This window comes from Dyella sp. BiH032 (assembly GCF_031954525.1).
Taxonomy (GTDB): Bacteria; Pseudomonadota; Gammaproteobacteria; order Xanthomonadales; family Rhodanobacteraceae; genus Dyella_D.
Map to the genome: position 1 here is coordinate 2,795,254 of NZ_CP134867.1, position 12,692 is coordinate 2,807,945.

Consider the following 12,692-nt stretch of genomic DNA (forward strand, 5'->3'; position numbering starts at 1 on the left):
GGGACACGCCTAGGCTGATGGCATGCAGCGCCTCTTCTCCATGTTTCCATTGGGCCTCCCGGGCATCGGCTTGGTTTGCCTTCGGCTCGCGGCGGCGTTCTCGCTCTGCCTGGCCACGCAATCGACGCGTGCGCGGTTCCCGGCAGTGGCCTGGTCGCTGGAGGTACTCTGCTTCTTATTGATCATCGGCCTGGCGACGCCCGTGCTTGCCGCCGGTTGCGTCATGGTCGGCGCATACGCGCTGATTACGGGTGGCGGCACCGCGTGGCCATGCGCGGGCATTGTCATTCCAGCCGCCATCGCGCTCGCCTTGCTCGGGCCGGGAGGCTATTCCGTCGATGCCCGATTGTTCGGACGGAAAAGCGTCGTTCTCAACGATCCCGACGCATCCGGCCGGCGCAAGGATCGGCCGTGATCGCGCCGATCTGGTCAACGGCAAGGCCTGAGGGTCATTGAGTTTCGTCAGCAGAAAGAACGCCACTTTCCAGTCGCGAGCCAACCGTTCGAACGGCGCGTGGCGCCAGCCAGCTAATGGAGGTCGAGTCGACATGAGCAAACTGATATTTCCTTTCTTGGCTGTCTTCGCAGTGGCTGCACATGCGCAGCAGGCCGGCGCGCCCTCGTTCTCGGACCATTTTGCGAAGACCCCCAGCCAGCTCTCCGCCATCTCCCCCACGGGTGGCGCAGGCGGCTCTGGCAACGCCAAAGTGCAAGTTGTCACCCTTCTCGGCGATCCATCCAAGCCCGGACCTTATAGCCAGCTGCTTCGCGTAGCTCCCCACGCATCCATTCCCGCGCATCACCATGCAGGCGACCGCGTTGGAACCGTGCTGTCGGGAACATGGCATTTCGGCTACGGAGCGAAGTTCGACGCAAGCCAGCTGAAAACCCTGCCTACCGGATCGATCTACACCGAGCCGGCGAATGGCGCGCACTTCGCGCAGACCGGCGATGAGGCGGTCACCGTGCTGATCACGGGCTTTGGGCCAACGGACACGGTCTACGAGGATCCTGCGGATGATCCCGCGATCAAGCACTGAACTAACCATCCAGTTCTTTCCCGCGAGGCCGGGGAACTCGTGCTGGGAAGTTCTGATTCAAAAACTGCCCAGGCCGCTGCCCACGCGACCATGCGGGCTCGGCAAACGCCTTAATCGTAGAAGCACTTCTCATCCATTCTCAGGAAACGACATCATGGCTCGTTCACTCATCGCAGCATGCCTGACCTTGGCCTTGAGCCTCCCGGTTGTTGCGGCGGTCAAGCCCTTTCCATCGACCTTTCACACGCAGGAAGTACAGACGAACGGTACGACCATCCACATCCGCGTAGGCGGCAAGGGGCCAGCCGTCGTCCTTCTCCACGGCTTTGGCGACACCGGAGACATGTGGGAACCGTTGGCCGAAAATCTTGCGCGCGACCATACGGTCGTCGTGCCGGATCTCCGTGGCCTCGGACTCTCATCGCACCCCGAGGGTGGCTACGAGAAATGGAACCAGGCCGCGGACGTGCGAGGTGTGCTCACCCAGCTTGGCATCGATCGCGCGGTGATCGTGGGGCATGACATCGGCACCATGGTCGCTTACGCCTATGCCAAGCGTTATTCCGACAAGACCGATCGATTGGTGGTCATGGACGCGCCGGTCCCCGGGGTGCCGCCGTGGGATCAGATCGTGCGCTCTCCCTTGCTTTGGCACTTCGATCTGGGAGGGGCCGATATGGAGCGCCTCATCGCTGGCCGTGAGCGCATCTATCTGGACAGGTTCTGGAACGATTTCTCGGGTGATCCGGCGAAAGTCGACGAAAACACTCGCCAGCACTACGCCGAACTCTACGCCAGGCCTGGCGCCATGCATTCGGCATTTGCCCAGTTCCGTTCCATTCGCCAGGACGCGGAGACCAACAAAGCGGCGTTGAGTACAAAGCTCACGATGCCCGTACTGGCGATCGGCGGCGCGAAGTCGTTTGGCGCGGACGAGGCAGCGGTGATGCGAAATGCAGCCACCCATGTCACCGAGCTCGTCGTGCCCAGCGCCGGCCACTGGCTCATGGAGGAAGCGCCGGATGTCACGGTGGCCGCGGTGCGCAACTTTATTGATGGGAAACCTGTTGCCGGCGCGAAGCTCGAGCCGGATGCCAAGCATTGACCCACGCCGGCCAAGGACGTCATGGAGCTTGTCGGGTTGATCCCGCACAAGATGTGCCCTTTATGGCTAGCCCAGGCACAACCTTGTCGAATACCTCGAGGGTAGATTCCCATGCACATCGATTTGAGCAGCAGAACCGCTATCGTCACCGGGTCGACAGCCGGTATTGGACTTTCCATCGCCCATGGCATGGCTGCTGCTGGCGCCCGAGTGATCGTCACAGGGCGCACTCGGCAACGGGTGGATGACGCGATTGCCACCATCGCCAGGAACGTTCCCCACGCGAGGCTGTCGGGGGTCGCCGGCGACCTGGGGACAACCAAGGGTGCACAGGAACTGATGGACGCCGTACCCGCGGCGGACATATTGGTTAACAATCTTGGAATTTTCGAGCCGAAGGCTTTCTTCGACATCCCTGATGAAGATTGGCTGCGGTTCTTTGAAGTGAACGTGTTGAGTGGCGTTCGTCTTGCGAGGCATTACGCACCGGGCATGGCTGAGCGCGGCTGGGGCCGGATTCAATTTCTCTCGAGCGAGTCTGGCGTGCAGATTCCCGCCGAGATGGTCCACTACGGCATGACCAAGACGGCGCAGCTTGCTGTGTCTCGTGGTCTGGCCGAGTCGCTGGCCGGGACCGGTGTCACCGTCAACGCCATCTTGCCGGGCCCCACCCGGTCCGAAGGCGTCGGCGACTTCTTTGCAAAAATCGCCGCAGAGAAAGGCATCTCGCAAGCCGAGGTCGAGCGCGATTTCATCGCCACTCATCGTCCTACCTCCTTGATCCGGCGCCTCGCAACGGTCGAAGAAGTTGCCAGCCTGAGCGTGTATCTGGCCTCGGATCAGGCTTCGGCCACAACCGGTGCAGCCGTTCGCGTGGATGGCGGCGTGGTGCGGTCCATTGTCTGAAGATGCGCGGAGCATCTCTTCACTTGTTGGCATCAAAGCGCACGGATGGCATGGATCCGCCAACGGCAAAGATTTGATTCAAGCCACCACCGCCAAACCCGGCGAAGCCCGCAGGCGCGCAATGTCGCGCGCCGGCGGCTCTCCGAAGTGCCGGCGGTATTCCCGGCTGAACTGCGACGTGCTTTCGTATCCCACGCGGAAGGCAGCGGTCGCGACATCGATGTTCTCGACCAGCATCAGGCTGCGCGCGTCCTGAAGTCGGAGCTGCTTCTGGAACTGCAGCGGCGTCATCGCCGTGACGGCGCGAAAATGCTCGTGCAGGCTCGACGGGCTCATGCCCACTTCGGCGGCGAGCAGTTCAATGCTGAGCCGTTGCCGGAAGTTCTTCCCGAGCCAGGCGATGGCGCGGCCGACTTGTGCCACCCGCCCCTGGCCAGAGGCGACCTGGCGCATCCTGGCGCCATCCGGGCCGGCAAGCAGGTGATAGAGAATCTCCTGCTCGGCCAACGGCCCGAGCACGGGCAGCGCTGCCGGTTGGTCGAGCAGGCGCAGGAGACGTAGCACCGCGTCGAGCAGCCCGGCCCCAGCGTCGGATACCGTCTTGCCGATGGGCGGAGATGACGCTCCCGGTGGCGGCGGCACGCGGGATGCCATGTCCCCCAGCATGACCGGATCGAAATCGAGGTACACGCAGAGATAGGGCTTGTCGGGCGTCGCATCGACCACGCGGCCTGTCGCCGGCAGGTCATAGGTCACCACGCCGTAGCGCCCCGGCGCGTACCTGAAGACGCGATCGCCCAGCATGACTTCTTTCTGTCCCTGTGCGACGAGGCACATCTGCGGCCGATACACATTCGGCATCGGCATGGTCACCGTGGAGGATCGAACAAGCGTCAGTCGTTCGACGGGGGTGGACTGGAAACCATCCCTCGATACGTTCCTGGCGATGACCGCCGCCATTTCAGCCAGTGTCTCCATGCGGCGGATCATCGCACGAGACGAAGACCCGGCAGCGGGAGGCATCGCTCCTGGAGGATCGGGCAGCAATTTCGGCGCATCAGGCTGACAGTTCGGTGGCGCCGCGCTTCAAAGTATTCAGCGACGTCGGGGCGAAACAAGCCTGCCGGCGGAACAGACATGGAGCGAATATGGCTACCGATCATCTGAAGGTTCCCGCCGTCGCCCTGGGCACGTGGGCGTGGGGCGACAGCGGCGAGTCTGGCCACGGCTACTTCGGCAGCGGCCTCACCCGGGCTGGCCTGCAAGAGGTTGCCGACAAGGCGCACGCCGCCGGGATCAGCTTCTGGGACACCGCCATGGTCTACGGCATGGGCCGTTCGGAGACCGTGCTCGGCGAAGTACTGAAACGCTTCGCGCGTGGCGACTATCAACTCTCCACCAAGTTCACCCCGCAGGCCGCCGGACCCGGCGAGCATCCGGTGGCGGACATGCTGGAACAGAGCCTGGCCCGTCTCGGCACCGACTACATCGACTTCTACTGGATCCACAATCCAGCGGACGTGGCGCGGTGGACTCCGCACCTGATCCCATTGCTGGAGAGCGGGAAGATCAAGCACGTCGGCGTCTCGAATCACCCTCTGGGCGACATCGAGTTTGCCAACCAGATCCTTGGAAAGGCGGGGTTTCGAGTCGAAGCCATCCAGAACCACTACAGCCTGCTCTATCGCGACTCCGAACACGCCGGCATCTTGGATTACTGCCACGAACAAGGCATTCCATTCTTCGCCTATATGGTGCTCGAACAAGGCGCCCTCAGCGGCAAGTACGGGCCGGAGCATCCGTTGCCGGAAGGCAGCAACCGGGCGGAGACGTACAACGGCATGCTGCCTCAGCTGAAGGCGCTGACGGACGGGCTGGCGTCGATCGGCCGGAAACGTGGAGCGGCGGCTCCCGAGGTCGCGACGGCCTGGGCCATCGCCAAGGGAGTGACGCCGATCATCGGCGTCACCAAGCCCCACCATATCGATGGTCTGGTCCGAGCCCGCAGCATCGTGCTCACCAGCGACGACATGGCTGAGTTGGAAACGCTTGCGGATGCCGCCGGCGTGAACACGCGCGGCTGGTGGGAACGGGAGATGGTGATCTGAAGCCAGGTCGTACCGGCGCGGCGTCGACGTCCTTGTCTCCAGGGGCGCGCATCGGCCGTTGCGGATCGCGGCCCCTTCAAGCCATCGAGGGCCGGGATCCTCTGCAGGTGCGAATGCCATCGAAAAACGATGCGCTTAGAGCGACCACCCTTCGCGATACTCGCGCCGCAGAAAGGCATTGGCCTCCGGCTTGTTGGTGATGCGCATGTTCGCCGCGTCGTACTCGATCCTGCCACCCGCACGAAGGGACACGATGCCCAGCAGCATGACCTCGGTGAGCTGTGCGGCGTACGGGAACGGCGATGACGCTTCCGCCCTCCCCTTGCAGGCGTCCACCCAGTTCATTTCGTGCGAGGTCTTGATGCGCGCGTATTTCTGCGGGGGCGTACCGACCGAGTCATGCAGCGACTGCGGCAGCAGGCGCGGGTTCGCGCCGTAGGTCTCATGGATCAGCTTGCCCTTGTCCCCAACGTACAGGACGCCGCCATCCTTGCTCGTCTGTCCGGCGCCCAGCGCCTCCAATCCCGGCGGCAGCAGCGCGCCGTCATACCAGGTGAGCTTCACCGGCGGCCGGCTGCCGCGTGCGGGGAAGTCGTAATGCGTCATCGTCGCCATGGGATACGACGCTTGGTTGAACGGCGTCGAGACAGTTTCCACGGACGTCGGGAAGCCCAGGTCCAGCGACCAGAACGGCGAATCGATCAGGTGTGCTCCCATGTCGCCGATGGCGCCCACACCCCAATCCACCCAGCCGCGCCAATTGAACGGGTGATACAGGGGGTGGTATTCGACGACGGGGCCGGGGCCGAGGAAGAGATCCCAAGCCAGGCCTTCCGGCTTCGGATAGTTGCCGACCATGGCGTTGGCGAGCCTATCCATCACTGCGTTCTCGTTCCAGCTCGCATCGTCCGGCCGAGGCCTGGCTTCCGGACGTGGAATGCCCTGCGGCCAGTAGGCAAGCGGGCGATTGGTCCAGACGTGAACCTCGCGCACATCGCCGATCGCCCTGGCTGCGATGTACTCGTTGATCAGCCGGGCATCGTCGGATGAGTGCCCCTGGTTTCCCATCTGCGTGACGAGCTTGGGATGGTCCTTCGCCTTCCTGGACAGTTCGCGCGCTTCGTAGATCGACCAGGTGAGCGGCTTCTGCAGATATACATGCTTGCCGTGACTCATTGCCGCGCTGGCAATCACCGCATGCAGGTGATCCGGCGTCGCGATGACCACCGCGTCGATGTCTTTCTGCTGTTCGAGCATCCGGCGGTAGTCGGTATGGCGCTTGATCGAATTGAACTTGCCGGCAAGCAGCTTCGTCTGCTCGATCTCTTCCTGCAGCGCCTGGCGTTCCTTGGCGGTCTGGGCCTGGCTGAGGCGGGCCTGCGCCCTTCCCATACCATCGACCATCCCGCGAAAGGACTTGTCCGTATAGCGCCAGTCCACGTCGCACAGGGCGACGATGTTCTCGCCGGCCAGGGCGCGCATGTTTTGCAGGCCCATGCCGCCGACGCCAATGCCGGCAATGTTCAATCGGTCGCTGGGCGATATATAGCCTGGCCCGCCCAGGACGTGGCGTGGCACGATCATCAATCCGGCTGCGGCGATGGCCGTGCCGGTGAGGAAGTCGCGGCGTGAAATCTTTCCGCCTGTCCCTCCCTTCCCGGAGGCTTCCCCGGCGCGATGGTCCTGCTGCTGTTCCGCGATCTTCGATTCATCCGTCATTGGCGTTGCCACTCCGGGTTGGGTATCGATATCCGATCCGCCGCATTCTGGCTGCAACGAGATCGCTTGGGCAAGTTGAAGCATTCGGGATGTCAATGCGGGATGACGGGTACGCGGGCATCTTTGACCGGCCCTGCAATGGGTGGCAAACCGCGCAAGGTGCGCCAGCGCGCGTTATGTCGACACAAGGACGGATGTGGGCATCGGCCGCAACCAGCACGGCCGCCCGCATGAAGGCGGTGTGGTGCGGCCGAACTCTTAGTGACCCGCCATGCTGCCTAAGGAGCGAAGGCCGCTCGAACTTCGTTGGCCGTCTGCGCGGGCGCCTGCAGATGGGGGTAGTGCCCAAGGTTGGGGATGATCGTCAGTTCTGCCTTGACTCGGTCCGCGAACTCGATGCCCATTTCCTTCTTGATGTAGAGGTCCTTTTCGCCCCATACCACCCTCAAAGGCACCGTCAGCTCGGCCACGTGGGCTTCGAGGTAGTCCTCATCACGCGTGAAATGGGCGTAGTAGTGGTAGAACGCGTCAACCACGGTCAGGTCGCCATCCCAGGCCTTCGCGATGTCGTCCTTGAATTCTTGCGCCAACGCGTAGTGGTCTTCGACAGGCAGGCCTCGGAAGAACGTATTTGCCAGTATCTCGTCCCGACCCTTGTTCATTGCCGCGCGCACCGCGCCGGAGGAAGGCGCGGACTTCAGTGCCTGCAGGCTTTCATACATGTATTGCGGACGGTCAAACGGCGCAAAGTCTCCGACGATGATTTCCTTGGCGATCTGGGGCTCCTCCAGGGCGGCCAGTAGCGCGGGCAAGGCTCCGATATCGGTCGCGTAAATCACCAGTGCCGAGCGGTCGATGCCGGCGGCCCGGATATAGTTCTGCAGCACATGGGCATAGTCCTTCGGCGCATAGGCGAAGCGGTCGGCGCCTGGACGCGAAGACTGTCCGTAGCCAGGCCAGTCAAACGCATGCACCTCATAGTCGCGGGACAAGATCTCCGCGACGGGCTTCCAGGCGTACATCGTTTCCGGAAAGCCGTGAAGGAACAGCACCGTGCCCTTCGGCTTGGTGGGACGATAGATCATGCGGCGAAGCCTGATACCGGGGCTTACCGTCACTTCGTCGATGTGCATCGTCGGCGCGGCACCGCTGCTTTCGGTGCCGGGTGAGGCGACTGGGGGCTGCTTGGCAGAGTCATTCATGGCTACACCTTTCGGGCGAATGAGGATCGGCGGGATGTCAGTTCGAGCCCGGAAATGCCGTCACGGGTGGCTGCGCCCCGCCCGCTGAGCCCTAGACGCCATCTCGTGCATGACCGCTTTCACCGACTTATACGCCGCTATGCAAAGGCGGTGCATCCTGCGAATGGCGGATGATTTCGCCGGGGCCGCCGAGACCTTCCATGAGGACCGATACGTCGGCCGATCCGCCGCCTTTGGTCAAGGCGCGTCCTCGTCGCCTGCCGCAGCGCGGCAGCGGATTTCATAACCGGCTCCGCCGTATTTCGCCAATGACTCGCCATGCGTTCTGCTCCAACGTGGCGGCGCCGCGCCCGCCCGCAGGGCCGGTTTCCACTGCCGTTCGCGAGCCGCTTATGACCTTCAAGCATGGATGGGCTTCTTTCGTCGTTATCGCCGCCCTCGCCTTTTCGATGCAGGCGGCCGCCGAGCAGCGCAGCCTGTCGCAGAACTGGCGGTTTCAGCGCGGCGATAGCAAGGGCGCCGAAACGGCGGGCTACGACGACGGCTCGTGGCGACGGGTGTCAGTGCCGCATGACTGGTCCATCGAGGACAAGCCCGATGGCTCGCCACCCTTCGATCCCGGCGCCGTCAGCGGGCAGGATTCGGGCTACCTGCCCGGCGGAGTCGGCTGGTATCGACGACATCTGGCACTCGACGCACGAGATGCGGCGCGCACTGTGCTGGTCCGCTTCGAGGCGATCTATATGGATGCCGACGTGTGGATCAATGGGCAGCACGTGAAGAAGCACCATTATGGCTACAGTGCCTTCACGATCGACCTGACAGGAAAGGTCCATGCCGGCGACAACGTGCTCGCCATCCGCGTCGACCATGCCGATCCATCGTCGCGCTGGTATGCCGGCTCGGGGCTGATCCGTCCCGCCACGCTGGAAGTGCTGCCGCCGGTGCATATCGAGCCGGACAGCATCCAGATCGCCACGCCGGTGGCCACCCGCGAGACCGGGCAGGTCGCCGCGCGGCTGACAATCGCCAATCGCACGGACAAGGCCCAGAGCGTGGACGTGGTTTCGCGCATCGTGTCCCCGGCTGGAAACACGTTGCTGCAGAACGAGCGCAAGGCCGTGCTCGCGCCCGGCTCCAGGACAACCGATGAAGCCTCGTTCGAGTTGGCCGAGCCGGCGCTGTGGTCGCCGGACTCGCCCAATCTCTACGTGCTCGAGCAGATCGTCCGCATGGCCGATGGCTCGACCGATGTGCGGCGCACGCGCTTCGGTATTCGCAGCATCGCCGTCGATGCGACCCATGGATTGCTCATCAATGGCAAAAGGTTCGTGCTGCGCGGCGGCAACGTGCATCACGACAACTACATGCTCGGCGCGGCCGGCCTGCCCGACGCGGATGCGCGCAAAGTTGCGCTGATGAAGGCTGCCGGCTACAACGCAATCCGCAGTGCGCACAACCCTGCCAGCCAGGCGACGCTCGATGCCGCGGACGAGCTGGGCATGCTGGTCGTCGACGAAGCGTTCGATGCATGGAACCACAGCAAGAAATCGAAGGATTATGCACGCTTCTTCCAGGAAGACTGGACCGACGATCTGGACAGCCTGATCGTGAGCGGCCGCAACCATCCGAGCGTGCTGTTCTGGAGCATCGGCAACGAAATTCCCGAGCAAGGGGCCCCGGAGGGCATCGAGACCGCGCGCCGGATGGTCGCCCGCGTTCGCCAGCTCGACGCCACGCGTCCGGTCACCCAAGCCGTCAGCACCGGAGGGCCGCAGAGCGACGGCCAGTTCGCCGTACTCGACGTCGCTGGCTACAACTACCACGCACACGAATTCGCCGATGACCACCGGCGCTTTCCCACCCGCGTGATGTTCACTTCCGAATCCACCTCCAAGGATGCGTTCACGTACTGGCGCAGCGTGGAAACCATGCCCTGGGTCCTCGGCGACTTCGTCTGGACGGCCATCGACTACCTGGGCGAAACCGGCATCGGCTGGATGGGCTACAGCCAGGACTGGCAAAAGCTGGGCCCTTATCCCTGGCACCTTGCCTACTGTGGCGAGATCGATCCCTCCGGGCGGAAGCGGCCGGCGGCGTACTACCGGGAAGTGCTCTGGAAGACCGGCCTCGATCCGATCTCTGCCTTCGTCAAACAGCCACCGGGCACCGAAGACTTGCCCGACCGCCATCTGTTCCCCATTACGCCGCCGCACCTGGACTGGTCGCTGGATGACGTGCATCCGAGCTGGACGTGGCCGGGGCAGGAAGGCAAGCCGCTGGAAGTCGTGGTGTATGCCGAGTATCCCGACGTCGAACTTTTCCTCAACGGCAGAAGCCTCGGTCGCAAGGCGGTAAGTGTGGATACCGAGTACAAGGCGACGTATCGGGTGCCCTACTCGACCGGTCGGCTGGTCGCCGTCGGCTATCGCGACGGCCGCGCAGCGGGTCGCTGGGAGCTTCGCACCGAAGCCGAGCCCGCGGCGCTCCGCCTATCGGTGGATCGCACGCGGATGCGCGCCAACGGAGAGGACCTGGCCTATGTGACAGCCGAATTGCTCGACGCCAACGGCGTACCGATCTACGCACAAGACCACGATCGCCCCATGAACGTTCGGGTCGAGGGTGCCGGGCAGCTGGCGGGCATTGGCAACGGCGACCCGCACGATGCGTCCAGCTTCCAGTCCGGCCGGCGACGCAGTTTCCACGGGCGCGCGGTCGCGGTGATCAAGGCGGGGACGCAAGCGGGGCCCGTCGCTGTACGCGTCGACGTTCCCGGCCTGCCGTCGCAGGAAGTGCGTATCGACGCCGTGTCGCCTTGAGCTGGGGTCACTTACGAGGCTCATCCCTGGGACGGGCTAATCTGCATGGCCATGATGCACGAGCCGCCGGCGATGGCCCGGCGCCGATCGTTTGCGTCGCGCTCCGGACTGCACCGTGCGAGACTTCGTAGTCACGCGCTGCACGAGTCGGTTGGCATGAAAAACAAGCGGTTTCTATGGAAGGGCTCGGCCCTTCATGGCGTAGCGGCTCTCTCATGGGCATTCGCATCGGCCGTATCGGCGGCCCCTCCGCTCTTGCCGACGGCCATACGTACCAGCGAATTCGTCGGCGCCACCCAGACGACCCCGCAAAGTCACGCGGCGACGCTGGTGCAGACTCCTTCCGGACTCCTCGCCGCGTGGTTCGGGGGCAAGCAGGAGCGTGATCCGAGCGTGGGCATCTGGGTCTCACAGCAACAGGCCGGACGCTGGTCCGCGCCGGTCGAAGTCGCCAATGGCGTGCAGCCGGATGGTTCGCGTCAGCCGACGTGGAACCCCGTCCTGTTCCGCACGAGCAGCGGCGAAGTGATGCTCTTCTACAAGGTGGGCCCCGATCCCCAGCATTGGTGGGGCATGCTCAAGACCTCCAGTGACGATGGAGTGCATTGGTCGGCGCCGCGGCAGCTCCCCGATGGCGTGCTCGGGCCGATCAAGAACAAGCCGGTGCAGTTGGCCGACGGCACCCTCGTCAGCCCATCCAGTACGGAAGGCGATCGCTGGACCATCCATTTCGAACGCTCCAGCGATGCCGGCGCCAGTTGGCGGGTCGTCGTGCCACCGATGGGTGAGCAGTCCATCGAGGCGATCCAGCCATCGCTGCTGCTGCACCGCGACGGCAGCCTGCAAGCCATTGGCCGCAGCAAGCAGGATCGCATTTTCAGCACCTGGTCCCGCGATGGCGGCCGCAGCTGGTCGCCGCTGCGCCTGCTGGACCTGCCCAACCCCAATTCGGGCATCGACGCGGTGGTTCTCGCGGACGGCCGTTCACTGATCGTCTACAACCCCACCCTGCACGGCGCACAGTGGTGGGATGGCCGCGGCCAACTTTCGGTGGCGATTTCCGACGACGGCGAGCATTGGCGCAAGGTGCTGGACCTGGAGAACACGCCAGGCGCCGAGTTCTCCTATCCGGCCGTCATCCAGACCGGCGACGGCCTGGTGCATATCGCTTACACGTGGAAGCGTCAGCGCATCAGGCACGTGGTGATCGATCCGCGGAAACTGGATGCGAAGTGACCCGATGGCGCGGCGAAGGGCCCCGGCTTCGCGTCTCGCTTACAACCTCTCGCGAGACTGCGCCGCCGGGGCTCTGCCTCACAGGATCTCGAACACGTCGTACTCGACACCGCCGGGGCAACGCCCTCCTTTCGCGACGGTCACGATTCCGTTCAGCCATGCATGCGCGGGCGAGGGCGTTTCGAAGTACGGCGTGGTGCGCAAGTAGTACTCGGAAGCGTCCACGGCTTCGCCGCGCGTGAGGCGCTCATCGACGTCCGGGGTGGCTCGCCGCACACCGCGGTAGGTCATGATGATCGGGCTTTCGTCCTCGGCGATCAGCAGCAACCGCACGTCCTGCTGGAACGTTCCATCACCGCGAACGAGCAGGAGGTCGGAGCCGGCCAGCGGCGAGACCGTACCCTTCAGGCGCTCACCCTCGAACCGGCCGCCCGAGACCGGATAGATGCGCCGTCCGCCAGCGGGCGTCTGGCCCAGCTGGATGGTGGGGTGGAGTTCGATGAAGAGCTTGAACAAGTGGCGTGATTCGAGTGGCATCGAAGGTTTCCTTGATA

General features: G+C 64.0%; 11 protein-coding genes. 7 read left to right on the forward strand and 4 right to left on the reverse strand.

Translation table 11 applies throughout. From position 1 onward, the window contains the following. The first annotated feature begins 22 nt into the window (after positions 1-22). The 4 genes from RKE25_RS12510 to RKE25_RS12525 all read left to right on the forward strand — a co-directional run bounded on the left by RKE25_RS12510 (position 23) and on the right by RKE25_RS12525 (position 3,051). Entirely contained in the window at positions 23-415 is a 393-nt protein-coding gene (locus RKE25_RS12510; protein WP_311838431.1) for a hypothetical protein, read from the forward strand. Between the two features lie 133 nt (positions 416-548). After that, entirely contained in the window at positions 549-1,040 is a 492-nt protein-coding gene (locus tag RKE25_RS12515; protein ID WP_311838432.1) for a cupin domain-containing protein, read from the forward strand. Between the two features lie 154 nt (positions 1,041-1,194). Then, on the forward strand, positions 1,195-2,145 hold the full coding sequence (locus tag RKE25_RS12520) for an alpha/beta hydrolase (protein ID WP_311838433.1): 951 nt from the start codon (positions 1,195-1,197) through the stop codon (positions 2,143-2,145). A gap of 111 nt (positions 2,146-2,256) precedes the next feature. Further along, a complete protein-coding gene (locus RKE25_RS12525) occupies positions 2,257-3,051 on the forward strand; it encodes an SDR family oxidoreductase (protein ID WP_311838434.1) in 795 nt (264 codons plus the stop codon). A 78-nt stretch (positions 3,052-3,129) separates the two neighbouring features. On the opposite strand, the gene RKE25_RS12530 is transcribed toward RKE25_RS12525, so the two are convergent. Further along, positions 3,130-4,041: an AraC family transcriptional regulator gene (locus RKE25_RS12530; RefSeq protein ID WP_311838435.1), complete on the reverse strand. Its 912-nt coding sequence runs from the start codon at positions 4,039-4,041 to the stop codon at positions 3,130-3,132. A gap of 158 nt (positions 4,042-4,199) precedes the next feature. Here RKE25_RS12530 and RKE25_RS12535 point away from each other — a divergent pair, with 158 nt between their 5' ends. Next, on the forward strand, positions 4,200-5,159 hold the full coding sequence (locus tag RKE25_RS12535; RefSeq protein WP_311838436.1) for an aldo/keto reductase: 960 nt from the start codon (positions 4,200-4,202) through the stop codon (positions 5,157-5,159). A 135-nt stretch (positions 5,160-5,294) separates the two neighbouring features. Here RKE25_RS12535 and RKE25_RS12540 read toward each other — a convergent pair whose 3' ends face one another. Together RKE25_RS12540 and RKE25_RS12545 are read right to left on the reverse strand one after the other, a co-directional pair. After that, entirely contained in the window at positions 5,295-6,878 is a 1,584-nt protein-coding gene (locus RKE25_RS12540; RefSeq protein WP_311838437.1) for a Gfo/Idh/MocA family oxidoreductase, read from the reverse strand. Between the two features lie 278 nt (positions 6,879-7,156). Further along, a complete protein-coding gene (locus tag RKE25_RS12545; protein WP_311838438.1) occupies positions 7,157-8,080 on the reverse strand; it encodes an alpha/beta hydrolase in 924 nt (307 codons plus the stop codon). 392 nt (positions 8,081-8,472) lie between these two features. Between RKE25_RS12545 and RKE25_RS12550 the strand changes: the two genes are divergently transcribed. After that, on the forward strand, positions 8,473-10,902 hold the full coding sequence (locus RKE25_RS12550; protein WP_311838439.1) for a glycoside hydrolase family 2 TIM barrel-domain containing protein: 2,430 nt from the start codon (positions 8,473-8,475) through the stop codon (positions 10,900-10,902). 255 nt (positions 10,903-11,157) lie between these two features. Next, positions 11,158-12,138, forward strand: a complete 981-nt coding sequence (locus tag RKE25_RS12555; RefSeq protein WP_311838440.1) for a sialidase family protein — start codon at positions 11,158-11,160, stop codon at positions 12,136-12,138. 78 nt (positions 12,139-12,216) lie between these two features. Here the strand turns inward: RKE25_RS12555 and RKE25_RS12560 are convergent, their stop codons facing one another. After that, on the reverse strand, positions 12,217-12,675 hold the full coding sequence (locus RKE25_RS12560) for a DUF3237 domain-containing protein (RefSeq protein WP_311838441.1): 459 nt from the start codon (positions 12,673-12,675) through the stop codon (positions 12,217-12,219). Between the last annotated feature and the right edge of the window lie 17 nt (positions 12,676-12,692).

What these genes read in the sequence shown, in the direction of transcription:
- RKE25_RS12525 (WP_311838434.1), top strand. Translation starts at nt 2,257, where the DNA reads ATGCACATCGATTTGAGCAGCAGAACCGCTATCGTCACCGGGTCGACA.
- RKE25_RS12545 (WP_311838438.1), bottom strand. Translation starts at nt 8,080, where the DNA reads ATGAATGACTCTGCCAAGCAGCCCCCAGTCGCCTCACCCGGCACCGAA.
- RKE25_RS12530 (WP_311838435.1), bottom strand. Translation starts at nt 4,041, where the DNA reads ATGATCCGCCGCATGGAGACACTGGCTGAAATGGCGGCGGTCATCGCC.
- RKE25_RS12520 (WP_311838433.1), top strand. Translation starts at nt 1,195, where the DNA reads ATGGCTCGTTCACTCATCGCAGCATGCCTGACCTTGGCCTTGAGCCTC.
- RKE25_RS12510 (WP_311838431.1), top strand. Translation starts at nt 23, where the DNA reads ATGCAGCGCCTCTTCTCCATGTTTCCATTGGGCCTCCCGGGCATCGGC.
- RKE25_RS12515 (WP_311838432.1), top strand. Translation starts at nt 549, where the DNA reads ATGAGCAAACTGATATTTCCTTTCTTGGCTGTCTTCGCAGTGGCTGCA.
- RKE25_RS12550 (WP_311838439.1), top strand. Translation starts at nt 8,473, where the DNA reads ATGACCTTCAAGCATGGATGGGCTTCTTTCGTCGTTATCGCCGCCCTC.
- RKE25_RS12535 (WP_311838436.1), top strand. Translation starts at nt 4,200, where the DNA reads ATGGCTACCGATCATCTGAAGGTTCCCGCCGTCGCCCTGGGCACGTGG.
- RKE25_RS12540 (WP_311838437.1), bottom strand. Translation starts at nt 6,878, where the DNA reads ATGACGGATGAATCGAAGATCGCGGAACAGCAGCAGGACCATCGCGCC.
- RKE25_RS12560 (WP_311838441.1), bottom strand. Translation starts at nt 12,675, where the DNA reads ATGCCACTCGAATCACGCCACTTGTTCAAGCTCTTCATCGAACTCCAC.